Raw genomic sequence first — 16,588 nt, forward strand, 5'->3', positions numbered from 1 at the left:
TTACACATTTTTAATTAACTTATCAGTAATTTTAGCATCCTGTTCATACGCTCTTTGCAGGGTACGGGTAATTTTTCCGGGTTCACCATTTCCGACAACTACATTGTCGAGCTGAATAACAGGCAGTACCTCTGATGTACTGCTGGATAAAAACATTTCATCTGCATGCTGGATATCTTCAATTTGGAAAGCCTCTTCAATCAGCGGAATATTTTCAGCTTTTAAAAAGCGCTCCACTGCCATTCGTACACATCCATGTAAAATATTATTAGTAGCTGGATGCGTGTATACTTTTCCGTCTTTTACGAGATAGATATTGGAAGAGCTGCATTCTGTTACCACGCCATCTCGATGCAGAATGGCTTCATAGCAATTATTTTCTTTTGCTGTCTGCTTTGCTAAAACGTTTGGCAGCAGATTTAAGCTTTTGATATAACAGTTTTCCCATCGGACATCACGCTGTGAGATGGTCTTTACCCCGTTCTCCAGAATCTTTTCATTTCTGGGCAGATCCTGAAGGTAAGCATAGATATTAGGTGTGACTTCATATGGAAAGGCATGATCCCGGGGAGCTGAGCCGCGTGTGATTTGCATATACACCTTTCCATCATTTTTCATATTATTTTTTTCCATTAATTGATGTAATAGGTCTGTCATCTTTTCTTTATGATAAGGGATCTTGATTTTGATGGCTTCGGCAGAACGGTACAGGCGATCCACATGTTCTTTCAGGAGATAATACTCTCCTTTATAAATCCGAATCACTTCATAAACGCCATCGCCAAACTGTAATCCTCTTTCTTCAAATGGGTAGCTGAGACTATCCTTATCTACAAATTCCGATTGGGTAAGAATAGTTGAATATACTGACATTTTAAAATTCTCCTCTCCGTGAAGCATAATAATAGTTTATTACGCGACCAGACGAATGTAAACAGATTATACGAGAAACATTTGGGCATTATAGAAGTATATGCACTGGTATTATAAATTATTCTTAGGTATATTTTCATTAAATATTAATTTTCGGTTAAGTTTTCATGAAAAAAATTAAATTTATTGTTGATTTTTATCGAATACGTTGCTATAATAAATTTTGTCGTTGAAAACAACTATAAATCATGCGGGTGTAGTTTAGTGGTAAAACCTCAGCCTTCCAAGCTGATGATGAGGGTTCGATTCCCTTCACCCGCTCCATACATATGTGATAACGCAGTGTTTCGTACTTAGTCTACGAAGTGTTGCGTTTTTATTTTGTAAAATATTTGTTTCCTCACCTATAAGAGGAAGTTCAAAAAATCCAATAAAAATGACACGTCGGGAAAAGGATCTTCTACTAAGAACGCCCACGTCGTGTGGGCAGCGCAGAAGCCACCGCATCCTGCGGAAGTGCGTTGACAAGCTATTTCCAATGGGACTGCGATTACTCGCCCCACCAAAACCGTTACTCACGTATTATAAAACAAAGAGGAACTTCTGTTAAAACCGTCCACGTCCTGTGGACAACACAGAAGTCACCACATCCTGTGGAAGTCCGTTTGGAAATAGCTCGTCGCCTTGAACTTCTTGGTCCTATTTACCGGACTTTTTGAACTTGCACTTTAAGTATAGTACCCTGTTTATAAAGAATAAAGCAGAATGGAGGAGCCAGGATGAAGCGTCTTGAAAATAATTTATTACAAATTGACCGAAAAAGCTACAAAGCATATAAACAAATTGCGGGAAGCTACACGTATCCGAGGTATACACTTTATATCGACTATGTTCAAGGAGACCCATTTGCCAGCCCTTCTAAAATAAGAATCGGGATTCCAGAGAAGGAACGGCATATAGCTGCTGAGTGGCTGGAAACAAAATCTCGACAGACAGCAGTAGAGGATGCGTTTGCGAGAGTGATTGATAAAGCAGTGTATCAAAATAAAACATTTATTAAAGGTTCTGGCAAAAGCGGCATGATTGCTTTTGATGGACCGGGCCAGGAGATATTAGAGCGGACAGCAGTACGTATTTCCGAGCAGGGATTAACGGTTTGTCTGTCTGCAGGTCTGCCGGCTAATGGACGATCCATTAATGGAAAGGAAGCAATCAAGTTATTCGATGAGGTAATTCCATCTATCATCGAGCATTCTGTTTTTCATATTCAGGATAAAACGATTCAGCAGGCGGTTCAATTAGCTGATCAGCAAGAGGCCATATGGCAAGCAATGAAAGAAAATAATTGGGTGAGCTTTATTGCCAATGGCTCTGTATTGCCAAGAAAAAGCGGCGTAAGTAATCTGCCTGCCAAAGGTGCGGTTGCTTTTCAAAGTCCGCAGGAGGATGAGGTAGAATTAAAGCTTCCTCATGGCAAAACAATAACAGGAATGGCGGTCAAGCAGGGAGTCACCTTGATTACCGGAGGCGGTTATCACGGGAAGAGTACACTGCTTCAAGCGATCGAACGCGGCGTTTATCCTCATTGCGAGGGAGATGGCCGGGAATTTATCTGTACAGACCCGAGTGCTGTCAAAATTCGGGCAGAAGATGGAAGGGAAATCTCATCGGTGAATATTTCACCATTTATTTCTAACCTTCCGCATGGAAAAGATACAACTGCTTTTTCAACAAGTAATGCAAGCGGAAGTACTTCTCAGGCGGCAAACGTGATGGAAGCTTTAGAGATTGGAGCAGACACCCTGCTGATTGACGAGGATACCAGCGCAACCAATTTTATGATTCGCGACAGCCGCATGCAAAAACTGATTGATCATAAAAATGAACCAATCACCCCGTTTATACATCGTATCAGACAATTAGTCGATGAAGCAGATAAATCAGTTATTTTAGTAACTGGCGGCTCAGGAGGATATTTTGCCGTGGCAGATACGGTTATTCTTATGGAGGAATATAAGCCAAAGAATGTCACACAAAGAGCACAGGAAATTATAAAAGAAGATCCTATTGCCGATAGTAAGGTAGAGCAGACGAATTTCAAGAACGTAGAAAAGCGGCATCTGTCTGCTTCTACATTTCCGAAGCAGACAGATAAAAGGTTTAAAATCCAGGCTAAAGGCCAATTTCAAATTCTATTTGGAAAAGAACCCATTTCTTTTGCTTATACGGAACAGCTGGTAGATGCTTCGCAAACAAGAATGATTGCAGAGATTATCCAATATCTTTACCGGAATGAAAAGAAGCATTTTTCTTCGTTTGCAACATTGATCGATCAGATTGATAAAAAAATGGATCAAGGATTGGAAACTTTGACGAAAAGCAACGGGAAACATCCAGGAGATTTAGCCAGACCAAGGAAAAATGAAATTGCTGCGGTATTGAACCGGATGCGAAGAGCAAGATTTTTCATGGATGCATAACTGAAATCCCGGTCCGGATGTTTAAAGCGAGTTCATCAGGATAAAAAATAATAGAAGGGAGGCGGTATGGTGAAAGTAGAAGAGCTGAAAAAGGATATCCAGGCCTACGCGAAAACAATCGGTATCGATAAAATTGGTTTTGCAACGGCTGATATTTTTACAGAAATGAAAGAACGGTTAAGACGTCAGCAAGAACTAAAATACCAATCTGGTTTTGAAAAAGGGAGTATTGAGGAAAGAACGGAGCCCAGGCGGTTACTGCCGGAAGCGAAGTCTATCATCTCCATTGCCGTCGCCTATCCTTCGAGAATGGAAACAACACCGAGAGGGACAAAAGGAGACAGACGCGGCATTTTTGCCCGTGCTTCATGGGGGATTGACTACCATGTTGCCTTGCGGGAACGGCTGGATAAGCTGGGAGAGTATATAAAAGATAAAGTGCCGGATGCTGTTATCAAGTCAATGGTAGATACTGGGGAATTAAGCGACCGGGCTGTAGCTGAACGAGCCGGCATTGGCTTCAGCGGAAAAAATACCTCCATTATTACCAAGGAATATGGCTCGTTTGTTTATCTGGGAGAAATGCTGACTAATATTCCGTTTATCCCTGACTCGCCGGTAGAGGACGGCTGTGGTGATTGTACAATTTGTTTAGATGCCTGTCCTACAGGTGCTATTGTACAAGGAGGACAATTGAATGCGCAGCGCTGTATTGCGTTTTTAACCCAGACAAAGGATTTTCTGCCGGAGGAATTCCGTAATAAGATAGGAAATCGTTTATACGGATGTGATACGTGTCAGCAGGTATGTCCCTGGAACCGGGATAAAGATTCTCATTTCCACCAGGAATTAGAGCCAGAGCCAGAATTGGTTAAACCAAGACTTAAACCAATGCTTCATTTATCAAATCGGGAGTTTAAAGAAAAGTTCGGGCATATGTCCGGCTTTTGGAGAGGGAAAAAGCCGATTCAGCGTAATGTTATTTTAGCGTTGGGCCATTATAAAGAAGCATCCGCGGAAACTGATTTAATAGCTGTTATGGAAAACGATCCGCGGCCGGTTATTCGTGGTACTGCTGCCTGGTCATTAGGGAAGATAGGAACAGATGCTGCGAGAGAAGCGCTCTCTAAAGCCCTGGAAAAAGAGAATCATGAACAAGTACAATTTGAAATGGAAAATGCGCTGTCGGCCATGACAGTAAAGTAGAAGAAATACTCACGGCCATTCCAGCGGTTTCTAAGACCTAATTCGCCTCCTTTATGCATAAGCTGTGATGAGGAGGCGATTTTTTATGGGCGATATTACAACATATTGGCAGCAATTTTTCAAGGGCAGCAAGGAGGGCCAAGATTGGTGGCGTAAGAAGCAGAGACTTTGTAAGAAGCGAAAGGCGCAAATTGTGAAGATAAAAGGAAAAGGCCTCGTCTTCAGCAAACAGTCCTATGACACAACCAGAAGCACGCGATATGCGGTACACTTGGTATATTTAATGAAGCAGGGCGATTTTTTTTATACGGAAGAGCAGGTCGTCCCTTATCAGCTTGTGAAACAATCGGATAGAGAAATCAGACATCAATCGATTGAAAAGCCTCCAGCGGAAAACGGCAGTAATCAGCCCCCTGTATTAAAACAAGGAAACCTCAAGGATAATAATCGTGAAATAGAATATAACCGGCTGGGAGCAGTGAAATATGCAGAGCGCTGGTGGAACAGCTATAATCCGGAATATCGTCGCTTTGAAGATGATTGCACGAATTACATTTCCCAATGTCTGCGGGCGGGAGGAGGCCCGATGTGGGGGGAGCCGGTCCGGGAGCGGGGCTGGTGGTATGGAAAAGATTCTTGGAGCTTCAGCTGGTCTGTGGCGCATTCGTTCAGATGGTATTTAAGCGGTTCAGAACGCGGAATCAGGGGAATCGAGATGCAAACACCGGAAGAATTAAATCCCGGAGATGTGATTTGCTATGATTTTGAAGGCGACGGTACATGGAATCATACAACGATTGTAGTAGCTAAAGATGCTGATAATATGCCGCTTGTCAATGCGCATACCGATAACAGCCGCAACCGTTATTGGTCTTATGAGGACTCGGCTGCCTGGACTCCGGAAATTGAATATAAGTTTTTTCGGATTGAGATAAGTTAGTGTATAATTGATTTTGGGATAGAAAGAAGAGAACCAGCTTTTAGGGATATCCACTTTTAGAATTTGCAATTGAAGGAGAATGAATGGTGAGTTTGCATGTAGTATTATTTGAACCAGAAATCCCGGCAAATACGGGGAATATCGGGAGAACATGTTTAGCGACCGGGACGACGTTACACCTTATCCGTCCGCTTGGCTTTTCAACAGACAGTAAAATGGTGCGTCGCGCCGGTTTGGATTACTGGGAGCATGTTGATGTTAAAGAATATGATTCCATCGATGAATTATATCAAACCTATCCGGCAGGGAGCTTTTACTATATAGAGAACTTTGGAACCAAATATTATACTGATTTTGATTTTTCCTCCGTGGAGCTGGATCAATTTTTTGTATTTGGAAAAGAGTCTACAGGGATCCCGCGGGAACTGCTGACAGATAAAGAAGATAAATGCCTGCGAATTCATATGAATGACGAGGTTCGTTCATTAAATCTGTCCAATACAGCTTCCATTATTATCTATGAAGCGTTAAGACAGCAGGGGTTTCCTGATTTACATTAAAAAAGATGTCTCCGCAAAATGGAGGCATCTTTTTTTGATTGTACATAAAGTGATTTCTATAAAGTTATTTTAAATCTTAAGTACGCTGATCTTCTTTTGGTACTCCCGGTTTTGCTTCGTAGCCAGCTGAAAAACAGGAAACAATAAATGTAACAGCAACTCCTAAAATCAATGCTAATTTCATGATAAGATTCCTCCTTTTATGTAGTGATGGTATCCAATTTTACATCATAAAGAAATGCGTTGTATTTTCATTTGGGTTATGGATACGCTTTTATCTTGCAGCAGCTGTATGTAAACATATCTCTTCTGTTATAGAAATTGTTGAAAGAAGAATGAAGAACTGCCTGCAAGCCTGAAGCATGTAACTGCCAATCTGCAGAAATCGGGATGCTCTGACAGAATGAAGTTTTGTTTACTAATTTGTCCTTATTATAACGGAAAAATCACTGGTTGTGAACTATTCCTATATTAATTTTAATTAAATGTATTTTTACCGGAAAATATGTGTTCAAAAGTCACTGAATTAATTGTTAGAAAAATATAAAAAAGGGACTGTTTTGATATATTTTTATGGAAGAATAGAAAATGTCGAATTATCCCAATAAATCGGTTCTGATTCCTTGTAACCTCCTTAAAAATCATGTATATTAGTTGGTGTAAAGAAATCAATAGGATTATTAATAATTTGAACCGTTTTCACGAACGGATTAGTTAATTCAATGGGGGTATCAGTCGTGCCAGGAAATGAAGAGTCTGCAGAAAAATTTTGGGGACAGTTTCACGGACCAAATGCGGGGTATTTAGAACAACAGTATGAATTGTACAAAGAAGATCCAGAACAAGTGGAATCTTCTATTAAAGCATTGTTTGATGCATATGGAGCGCCTGCTTGGATGACAGGGGCAGAAGTAGTCTTTCCTATCAGTGAACAAACAGCTTCCAATGGGAATATATCAGAAGATTTTGATGTGACGAAATTAACCTCAGCAATCAAACTTGTTGAGGCTATTCGGCGTTACGGTCATACAGATGCGGATATTTATTCTGTTGGCGGCTATAAAAGTGCTCCGTCCGTAATGCTTGATTTAAAGCATTACAATTTAACAGAAGAAGATTTGAAAAAAATCCCGGCCTCCTGGATCTGGGAACGGGAAAAAGAAGATGTTCAAACAGGTTTGGATGTTATTAACCTGCTGAAGAAATACTATACAGGAACTATTACGTTTGAGTATGACCATGTCAATAATGATGAAGAGCGGACCTGGCTGTTTGATTTGATTGAAGAAGGAAATGCAAGATTTGATCCTGATCAAGAGGACAGAAAGGATATTTTAAAGCGTTTATATGAAGTAGAGGGTTTTGAAAAATTCCTTCATAAAACATTTGTCGGCCAAAAGCGTTTTTCCATCGAAGGCTTAGAGTCAATGGTTCCGATGATCGACTATCTCGTAAAATATGCAAACGAAGATAACATTGAACATGTAATGATGGGAATGGCGCACCGCGGACGTTTAGCTGTGCTTGCGAATGTATTGAAAAAGCCATATGATAAGATTTTTTCCGAGTTTAATTATACAAGAGACAAGGAATTGATGCCGTCAGAAGGTTCTAAAGCAATTAACTATGGCTGGACCGGAGACGTAAAATATCATTTTGGAGCAGAAAAAGAAGTTATCCATGGAAGTAAAGTAAACACAAAAATTACACTTGCGCATAATCCGTCACACCTTGAATTTGTCAACCCGGTTGTGGAAGGATTTGCCCGTGCGGCACAGGATGAACGTGATGTAAGCGGTTATCCTGTTAGAGATACGAATAAAGCAATGCCGCTGATTATTCATGGGGATGCAGCCTTTATCGGGGAAGGTGTCGTTGCAGAAACGCTTAATTTAAGCGGATTGCCGGGGTATACAACAGGCGGAACTGTTCACCTGATTGCGAATAACCAGCTTGGTTATACAACAGACCGCGTAGACGGACGCTCTACACGCTATGCAAGTGATTTGGCTAAAGGTTTTGAAATTCCGATTATCCGGGTCAGTGCAGATGATCCGATTTCTTGTATTTCTGCAGTGAAAATAGCTTGTGAGTATCGTAAAAAATTCCATAAAGATGTTTTAATTGATTTAGTAGGTTATCGCCGTTATGGACATAATGAAATGGATGAGCCGAGAACGACACAGCCGCAATTGTACAGTGAAATCGATAATCATCCATCGGTATCTACCTTGTTCGCACGTGCGATGGAAGAAAGAAACCTATTGGAATCCGGCGGATTTGACGAAATTAAAAACGAGATTGATACAAAACTGTCTGATATTTACAAGGGCATGACAGAAACGGAAATAGGTGAGCCGCAGCCGAAGTCTATGCCGGAAGTATTATCTAATAGATTAGATCAATTTGAAACTGCAGTAGATTTAGAGACTTTAAAGGGAATCAATAAAGAACTTCTAAAACGTCCGGAAGGTTTTGAAGGCTTTAAGAAAACCGAAAGAATTCTGAAGCGCAGAGAAGATGCATTAGAAGAAGGAAACAAAGCTGACTGGGGAACCGGGGAAGCGTTAGCATTTGCCTCTATATTAAAAGATGGCACACCAATTCGATTAACAGGTCAGGATACAGAAAGAGGAACCTTTGCGCATCGCCATGTTGTCCTGCATGATGTGAATACAGGTGAAAAATATAGTCCGATGCATGGATTGTCAGATGTCAAAGCCTCCTTTGATGTTCGCAACAGTCCGCTATCAGAAACAGGAGTTTTAGGCTTTGAATATGGCTATAGTGTGTATTCTCCAAGCACACTTGTTATCTGGGAAGCACAATTCGGTGATTTTGCCAATGCGGGTCAGGTGATTATTGACCAATTTATTGCTTCAGCGAGAGCGAAATGGGATGAAAAATCAAATATGGTATTGCTGCTTCCTCATGGGTATGAAGGACAAGGGCCAGAGCATTCCAGTGCCCGCTTAGAACGTTATTTACAGATGGCTGCAGAGAATAACTGGATCGTAGCGAATGTTACTTCCTCAGCGCAGTTATTCCATCTGCTTCGTCGTCAGGCAGCAATGCGTTCCCGTCCAGAGGCACGTCCTTTGATTCTGATGACACCGAAAAGCAGTCTTATCAGAGATTATAAGATGGCTTCCAGTGCGGAAGAGTTTACGACCGGTGGATTTAAAACGTTGCGTGAACAACCATACTTTGATACAGATCCGAAAAAAGCGACACGTCTGTTATTGGGAAGCGGTAAAATAATGATTGATATTGAAGGGGAAATGGAAGAAGCAGAAGCGAACTGCGATTGGATTCGCGCCTTACGTGTAGAGCAAATCTATCCGTTCCCTAAAAAAGCAATTCAAGAAGAAATCCAAAAACTTCCTAACTTAAAAGAAATCGTCTGGGTGCAAGAAGAGCCAAAAAATATGGGTTCATGGGATTTTGTAGATGATTATTTAAGAGAGCTTCTTGAAGAGGATCAGGAATTACACGTTATCAGCAGACCGAAGCGTGCAGCACCAGCTGGAGGCATACCTACTGTGCATAAAACAGCGCATCAATATATTATTGACCAGGCATTGAACGAATTTGAAGGAGGAAAATAAAGTGCAAGAAATTAAAATACCTGAATTAGCGGAATCTATTACAGAAGGAACAATAGCAGAATGGCTTGTAAAAGAAGGCGATAAAGTAGAGAAAGGCGATGCAATTGTAGAGTTAGAGACGGATAAAGTAAACGTGGAAGTCAACTCAGAATTTTCTGGTGTTATCGCTGAAATTACCAGTAATGAGGGCGAGGATGTTTCTGTAGGAGATATCATCGGCAAATTAGATGAAAATGGCGAAGCGGGTGCATCTTCCGGCAAGGAAGAAAGTAAGACAGAAGAAGCTGATAAAAATGAAGAAGCTCCTAAAGAAGAGCCTAAACAGGAAGCTTCTGAGAAAAATAAGCAGGAAGCTGCACCTGAACAAAGTAATGGTGATGTGATTGCTTCTCCTGCAGCAAGAAAACGCGCTCGCGAACTGGGTATTGACTTAAGTGAAGTACAAACACGTGATCCGCTTGGCAGAGTTCGTCCAGACGATGTGAATGCTCATAATAATGCTCCTAAAAAAGAGTCTGCGCCATCGAAGCCGGCGAAAAAAGAAGAGCCTAAATCAGAGAAAACAGAGTTTGATAAGCCGGTAGAACGTGTTAAAATGACACGCCGCCGCCAAACAATTGCTAAAAACCTTGTAGAAGTACAGCATAATACAGCTATGTTAACTACATTTAATGAAGTAGATATGACTTCTGTAATGGAGCTTCGTAAGCAGCGAAAAGATAAATTCCTAGAGAAAAATGGTGTCAAGCTAGGGTTTATGTCTTTCTTTGCTAAAGCTGTAGTAGGAGCATTAAAAGAATTCCCGCTTCTGAATGCAGAAATCCAAGGCAATGAATTAGTCATTAAAAAATTCTATGATATCGGTATTGCCGTTTCTACAGATGATGGTCTTGTTGTTCCGGTTGTTCGTGACGCAGATCGCAAGGACTTTGCAGGAATTGAGCAGGATATCGTTGATTTAGGTACGAAAGCACGTGACAATAAATTGTCCTTAAATGACTTGCAAGGCGGTTCCTTTACAATTACAAATGGCGGTACATTTGGTTCTATGATGTCTACACCAATTTTAAATGCGCCGCAGGTTGGTATTTTGGGAATGCATAACATCATTAAGCGCCCAATCGCTATGCCGGATGATTCCATTGAAGTGCGTCCGATGATGTATATTGCATTATCCTATGATCACCGTATTGTAGATGGAAAAGAAGCCGTTCAATTCTTAGTTCGAATCAAGGAAATGCTTGAAGATCCATATGATTTATTGCTAGAAGGTTAAAAATGTAAAAGTCTTGATATGAGCTGATATGCTCGTATCAAGACTTTTTTTATAAGAGTAAGAAAGGGCTCTCGTTCTGAGGTCGGGGTTGGGACTGGGACTGGGAATGCGATTACTCGTCCCATCGAAAAGAGTCGCATCGGAAATCTTTTTGGCAAGAACACCGAAGTTTTAAAAATCAAGTGGTGTTCTTGTTTTTTTCTTATATGTCAAGAAAGTAAAATTAGCCTCTTCAGTAAATATCTAATTCAAACTCTGCTGAATCATAAAGAAACCAAAATAGTTCCGAATTTCGACAGGTGCAGACAAATTGAAGTTGTATTTTCTTAAGCAATTAGGAAATATTATATATGATTTATTTAACATGACACAAATAGAGTATTTATCCTAAATATTACAATTTATTTCTAATTTTTTTAATTATTAATTCTCTTTTCCAAGCATTGAAATTATTTTCAATTACTAATATGATAGTAATTGAATGGGAGTTCTTAATTAAATAATCACATTTATTTTTTTAGGGATTGTAATGTTTTGTATTGTTTTAATATGTAGATTTGAAACTTTTCCTGTAAATTTTTTATTATATATGATAAAGCGTTTACAGGAAATAATGTGGAGGAGGCGGTAATATGGACATTTTGTTGGGGATTTTGGCAGTTATCATTACACTCGGCCTAGCATTTTTAATGTCGAATGATAAGAAAAGAATCAACTTCTATGCCATTGGTATTATGTTAGTTATACAATTGCTTATTACATGGTTTATGTTTTCCACGCCAATTGGTGAAGACATTATCAGGTGGATTTCAAACTTATTCAATAAGTTAATTGAGTTCGGACAAGAAGGTATTGGATTTGTGTTAGGTGGATTTGAGTTGGCAGAGGGCGGCGTATTCTTCTTCAATGTGCTTCTCTTAATTATCTTTTTTGCAACCATTCTCTCCGTTCTTACTTATTTAAAAGTTCTTCCAATAATTATTAAGTATATTGGAGCTGTTATTTCCAAAATAACAGGGTTACCTCGAATTGAATCATTTAATGGTGTAAATAGTGTTTTCTTCGGTCAATCTGAGGCATTGATTGCAATACGCTCGCAATTTCACCATTTAAATGAAAATCGTTTATTTATTGTCTGTGCCTCGGCAATGAGTTCTGTATCAGCTTCTATCGTGGGATCGTATATTCAAATGCTGCCTCCAGAATATGTTTTGGTTGCTTTGCCGTTGAATATGTTCAGCTGCTTGATGATCGCTTCAATCATTGCCCCTGTAAACGTTCCAAAGGAAGAAGACAAAGTGGATATTTCGGACGTCAGTCAGGATAAAAGTATTTTCGAAGCAATGGGAAATGGTGCATTAGAAGGCGGGAAAATTGCACTGATTGTTGCTGCAATGTTAATTGCTTTTATTGCCTCATTAGAACTGGTTAACTGGATTATCCAAGCTGTTTTCGCTGGAATTACCCTGCAGGAAATTCTTGGTTATATTATTTCTCCACTAGGCGTACTAATGGGAATTGCGCCAGGTGAAGTTGTTCAAGCTGGATCGATTATGGGTACAAAAATTGTAACAAATGAATTTGTAGCAATGCTGGAATTACAACCATTGCTGGATCAGCTTTCTGAAAAAACAGTTGGTATTGTAACAGTATTCTTAACAAGCTTTGCTAACTTCTCTTCTATCGGTATTATCGCAGGTACTGTAAAAGGGATTGATAATGCCAAAGCTGTCATTGTTTCTAAATTTGGAATGAAGCTTTTGGCAGGGTCTATGCTGGTATCTATTCTTTCAGCAACCATCGTTGGACTATTCTTGTAGGAATAACATCAAAGCACCATGAATCAATCAAAATGATTCATGGTGCTTTTTATAATTCTTATTAAAACATTTTCAACCGCGCTTTGCTTTACGCTGAATGTGTAATAGTCGGAGCAGCAGAGCAATTGCGCCTGCACTTAAACCGACAATAATTCCAATCCAGTAGCCAAAGGCATCAAAATTGGTATAGTTGGCAAATAAAAATCCAACCGGCAAGCCGATAAGCCAATAAGAAATTAATGCGAGAATAAGGGTGACGTTCACATCCTTATATCCTCTTAAAGCTCCTTGGATAGGAGCGCCGATGGCATCTGCAAGCTGATAAAATATCGCAAACAGAATAAATTGTTTTGTTAAGGCAATCACTTCTGGGTTATTATGGTATAGCGCTGCAACGGCATCATCGAATACAAACAAAATAATGCCGATAAATAGAGCAATAATCATCCCGCCTGTAATTCCAAGATACGTATAGGTTCGTGCATCCTGAAAACGTTTCGCTCCTATTTCAAACCCGACTGCAATAGTAAGCGCCATTCCGACGCTTAACGGCAGCATGTATAATAATCCGGCAAAGTTCATTGCTGCCTGGTGGGCGGCAATTGTATTTGTATCATACATACTCATCATAATCGTTACCACAGAAAAAATACTTGTTTCAAAAAACATTGCCATTCCGATTGGCAGACCAATTTTTAATTGACTGAGCCAATAGGAAATCTGTGGTTTAAAGCGTACCTGAAAGACTTGATACGATGTAAATGGAGCAACCTTATGTATCATATATAAAGAAATGATACTGACTATCCAATAGGTAATACTCGTTGCAATTCCAGCGCCGATGCCGCCAAATGCCGGTATTCCCAGTTTGCCAAAAATAAAGATATAGTTCAAAAAGGCATTGATTGGCAGAGAAATTAAAATAATAATCATAGAAGCTCTCGTCTGTCCAAGCCCATCCATAAAGCTTCGGACCGTGTGAAAAATAAATAATGGCATAATACCCGCAGCAAGAAAAATTAAATAATATTTCGCCACATGATGTACATCCGGTTCCAGGCTCATCAGCTGTAATACAGGTTCTAAAACAAAAAAACCGGCAATGAGAATAATGAAGGATAAACCGACAGATAAATAAATACCCTGCTGAATAACCTGCGGAATATCTTTTTTCTCTTTGGCGCCAATAAGTTGAGAGATAATTGGAGTTATTGCGAGAACAATCCCATTTACAGCTGTTAAAATTGGTATCCAAAGGCTGGATCCGATTGCAACCCCTGCTAAATCAACGGCGCTGGCTTGGCCGGACATGACCGTATCAAAAAAATTCATCAGATTCATACTGACTTGGGTCACAAGGATTGGCAGCATAATGATAATAAAAAGTTTGATTTTTTGTCTTCGATTCGTTGTTTCGTACATCATTCATCTTCCTGACATTTCGTAATTCGGTTTTTCATTACATTTAATAGGTGCATTGCCCATTATACGCTGATATAATAATCTGGGAAAGGATGAATTGATCCATGGAAAAAAGAAATAAAAAACGTATTTTATTTACTGGCGGCGGAACTGCCGGCCATGTCATTGTTAATTTAGCACTTATACCATATTATCAGGAGCAGGGTTATGAAGTAGACTACATCGGATCCTATGAAGGAATCGAACGAAATTTGATTGAAAAATTGGAGGGCGTGACCTATCATCCGGTATCTACCGGGAAACTGCGCCGCTATATGTCCAAAGAAAACTTTAAAGATCCGTTTAAGGTTTTAAAGGGAACGATACAGGCTTTTCGTATTTTAGGCAAGAGAAAGCCATCTGTTGTTTTTTCAAAAGGCGGATTTGTCTCTGTTCCGGTAGTTGCAGCAGCAAAATTAAGAGGCATCCCCTCAGTGATTCACGAATCTGATTTCACACCGGGACTTGCAAATAAGCTTTCTATTCCATTTACCAAAAAAGTATTGGCGACATTCCCGGAGACCATGCAATATCTTCCGGAGAAGAAGGCTGCTTATGTTGGAGCGGTGATTCGGGATGAATTATTTACAGGTGATAAAAAGGCAGGGTTAACATTTGCCCAGCTTTCAGGAGAAAAACCCGTGCTTTTGGTTATGGGGGGAAGCGGCGGATCGGAAAAAATTAATTCAACGATCCATGAGGCGTTGGATGATTTACTGACGCATTTTGAAATTATTCATATTTGCGGAAGCGGAAAAGTAGATTCAGCTCTTCATGCTCCAGGATATGCGCAATTTGAATACGTACATGAGGAACTAAAAGATATTTTCGCGGCTACGGATTTTGTTGTATCCCGTGCCGGCTCCAATGCGATTTTTGAATTTTTAGCTTTGCGAAAGCCGATGCTGTTAATCCCGCTTTCTCGCGGGGCAAGCAGGGGAGATCAGATTATTAATGCAAATTCTTTTAAAGAAAAGAAATATGCGAAGGTTGTTGAAGAGGAGACGTTAACAACAGAAAAGCTGATTCAAGAAGCGGCTGCACTAAAAAAAGCTGCGCCAGTCATGCTGGATGAAATGAAAAAATATAAGAGTGAAGAATCAAGAGATAAAGTTATTGAAATTATTCAATCGATTCAAAAGAAATAAGCTAATAGCATTTTTAATGTTTAAAAAGGGCCTGCTTCATAAAATGAGCGGGCCCTTTCTTTGTATTATTTTAGTCTTCTCTGGAAACGACGTCTAATTTTCCAGTTTCCGGGTCAATAACAAGCCCGTGAACCTTCACTTCCTTAGGAAGAAGCGGGTGATTGCGAATAATTCCTACACTTTGAGTCACAGAGTCCTCAATTTTCTCGAAACCATGGAATTCTTTATGAAGGTTAATACCAGAATGCTCCAGGGTATGTAACGTGTCTTCCGATATACCGCGGTCAAGCATAGTTTGTTGTAGCGCTTCTGTATCTACATTGGACATTCCGCAGCCATGATGACCGATAACAACAACTTCCTCTGCTTTTAAGCTGTAAATAGCCACTAATAAGCTTTTCATAATACTGTCAAATGGCTTCCGGATAATAGCTCCGGCATTTTTCACCATTTTCACATCACCGTTCCGGATATTCAGTGCTCTGGGAAGCAGTTCCACTAAACGTGTGTCCATGCAAGTAAAAATAACCATGCGTTTATTCGGGAACTTGTCCGTTGTATAAGCTTCGTAATCTTTGCTGTCTACAAATTTTTCGTTGAAATCTAAAAGTTGATCTAAATTCATATCTTTCATCTCCCTTAAATAAAAATAATAGCACGGAATTTATTATATGAAAATAAATAGGGTGAAAAAAATCGTGAGAAACATATAAAAAAATGCTTTCAAATAATATAATTTTATTAAAATTAAAAAAACAATTGACTTGGGAATTGTAGGAATATATAATAAAAAGGCATTCAATTTTCAAATAAATAAAAAAGGAGGGAATCACAAAATGATGAATTTACAGTATCAAATCAACCAATCAAATCAAATACAACAGAATACAATTTTGTGGCCTCCAGTAAACGGGTTTGCTTTCTCTTAATTTTTTAAGGGAGAAGTGTTTGTATGGCCGCAGGTTTCCGTGTGGCCGGCTGATAATGGAATAAGCAGGATGATTATTATAAGCGTATGCCGACAGATGGCGTGCGCTTTTTTTTGATGCATTTTTCAACCAGAAAATGGGGTGTGAATAAGGAGAGGCGACCTGGCTGCCGTTTACTATGTGGAATTGACGTGTTTTCTTAATAATTGAAGCAGGGAGGAAACTTCCAGGTCGTTTTACGGGGAGGATTTCAACAGAAAATGAATTTAGAATGCAAAACTTGGTAT

At 39.7% G+C, this 16,588-nt stretch carries 11 protein-coding genes and 1 tRNA gene; 9 read left to right on the forward strand and 3 right to left on the reverse strand.

Translation table 11 applies throughout. From position 1 onward, the window contains the following. Positions 1-873: a D-amino-acid transaminase gene (gene dat, locus MKY45_RS10990; protein ID WP_042533752.1), complete on the reverse strand. Its 873-nt coding sequence runs from the start codon at positions 871-873 to the stop codon at positions 1-3. Positions 874-1,123: 250 nt separating this feature from the next. Here dat and MKY45_RS10995 point away from each other — a divergent pair. The 8 genes from MKY45_RS10995 to MKY45_RS11030 all read left to right on the forward strand — a co-directional run bounded on the left by MKY45_RS10995 (position 1,124) and on the right by MKY45_RS11030 (position 12,763). Further along, positions 1,124-1,197: transfer RNA gene (locus MKY45_RS10995), tRNA-Gly, on the forward strand. 455 nt (positions 1,198-1,652) lie between these two features. Then, complete coding sequence (locus tag MKY45_RS11000; RefSeq protein WP_341172917.1) at positions 1,653-3,353, forward strand: ABC-ATPase domain-containing protein; 1,701 nt, start codon at positions 1,653-1,655, stop codon at positions 3,351-3,353. Between the two features lie 69 nt (positions 3,354-3,422). Then, positions 3,423-4,559 carry a tRNA epoxyqueuosine(34) reductase QueG gene (queG, locus tag MKY45_RS11005; protein WP_042533755.1) on the forward strand — a complete coding sequence of 379 codons (1,137 nt, stop codon included), beginning with the start codon at positions 3,423-3,425 and terminating at the stop codon, positions 4,557-4,559. Positions 4,560-4,644: 85 nt separating this feature from the next. After that, a complete protein-coding gene (locus MKY45_RS11010) occupies positions 4,645-5,499 on the forward strand; it encodes an amidase domain-containing protein (protein ID WP_256706217.1) in 855 nt (284 codons plus the stop codon). An 86-nt stretch (positions 5,500-5,585) separates the two neighbouring features. Further along, entirely contained in the window at positions 5,586-6,059 is a 474-nt protein-coding gene (locus MKY45_RS11015; RefSeq protein ID WP_042533758.1) for a tRNA (cytidine(34)-2'-O)-methyltransferase, read from the forward strand. Positions 6,060-6,796: 737 nt separating this feature from the next. Beyond that, on the forward strand, positions 6,797-9,667 hold the full coding sequence (locus MKY45_RS11020) for a 2-oxoglutarate dehydrogenase E1 component (protein ID WP_139089118.1): 2,871 nt from the start codon (positions 6,797-6,799) through the stop codon (positions 9,665-9,667). Between the two features lies 1 nt (position 9,668). Further along, positions 9,669-10,943 (forward strand): 2-oxoglutarate dehydrogenase complex dihydrolipoyllysine-residue succinyltransferase, encoded by a 1,275-nt coding sequence (gene odhB, locus MKY45_RS11025; RefSeq protein ID WP_332093655.1) that lies wholly within the window; start codon positions 9,669-9,671, stop codon positions 10,941-10,943. Positions 10,944-11,575: 632 nt separating this feature from the next. Continuing rightward, entirely contained in the window at positions 11,576-12,763 is a 1,188-nt protein-coding gene (locus MKY45_RS11030) for a NupC/NupG family nucleoside CNT transporter (protein ID WP_193062047.1), read from the forward strand. Positions 12,764-12,835: 72 nt separating this feature from the next. Here MKY45_RS11030 and MKY45_RS11035 read toward each other — a convergent pair whose 3' ends face one another. After that, positions 12,836-14,185 (reverse strand): MATE family efflux transporter, encoded by a 1,350-nt coding sequence (locus tag MKY45_RS11035; RefSeq protein ID WP_341173480.1) that lies wholly within the window; start codon positions 14,183-14,185, stop codon positions 12,836-12,838. A gap of 104 nt (positions 14,186-14,289) precedes the next feature. Here MKY45_RS11035 and MKY45_RS11040 point away from each other — a divergent pair, with 104 nt between their 5' ends. Then, complete coding sequence (locus MKY45_RS11040) at positions 14,290-15,372, forward strand: undecaprenyldiphospho-muramoylpentapeptide beta-N-acetylglucosaminyltransferase (protein WP_193062048.1); 1,083 nt, start codon at positions 14,290-14,292, stop codon at positions 15,370-15,372. Between the two features lie 70 nt (positions 15,373-15,442). Here the strand turns inward: MKY45_RS11040 and MKY45_RS11045 are convergent, their stop codons facing one another. Further along, positions 15,443-15,997, reverse strand: coding sequence for a beta-class carbonic anhydrase (locus MKY45_RS11045; RefSeq protein WP_042533770.1), 555 nt, complete (start codon positions 15,995-15,997; stop codon positions 15,443-15,445). Positions 15,998-16,588 lie beyond the last annotated feature (591 nt).

The sequence above is a fragment of the Oceanobacillus sp. FSL K6-0251 genome (assembly GCF_038004725.1).
Taxonomy (GTDB): Bacteria; Bacillota; Bacilli; order Bacillales; family Amphibacillaceae; genus Oceanobacillus; species Oceanobacillus oncorhynchi.

What these genes read in the sequence shown, in the direction of transcription:
- MKY45_RS11030 (WP_193062047.1), top strand. Translation starts at nt 11,576, where the DNA reads ATGGACATTTTGTTGGGGATTTTGGCAGTTATCATTACACTCGGCCTA.
- dat (WP_042533752.1), bottom strand. Translation starts at nt 873, where the DNA reads ATGTCAGTATATTCAACTATTCTTACCCAATCGGAATTTGTAGATAAG.
- MKY45_RS11010 (WP_256706217.1), top strand. Translation starts at nt 4,645, where the DNA reads ATGGGCGATATTACAACATATTGGCAGCAATTTTTCAAGGGCAGCAAG.
- MKY45_RS11040 (WP_193062048.1), top strand. Translation starts at nt 14,290, where the DNA reads ATGGAAAAAAGAAATAAAAAACGTATTTTATTTACTGGCGGCGGAACT.
- MKY45_RS11000 (WP_341172917.1), top strand. Translation starts at nt 1,653, where the DNA reads ATGAAGCGTCTTGAAAATAATTTATTACAAATTGACCGAAAAAGCTAC.
- MKY45_RS11045 (WP_042533770.1), bottom strand. Translation starts at nt 15,997, where the DNA reads ATGAATTTAGATCAACTTTTAGATTTCAACGAAAAATTTGTAGACAGC.
- MKY45_RS11035 (WP_341173480.1), bottom strand. Translation starts at nt 14,185, where the DNA reads ATGTACGAAACAACGAATCGAAGACAAAAAATCAAACTTTTTATTATC.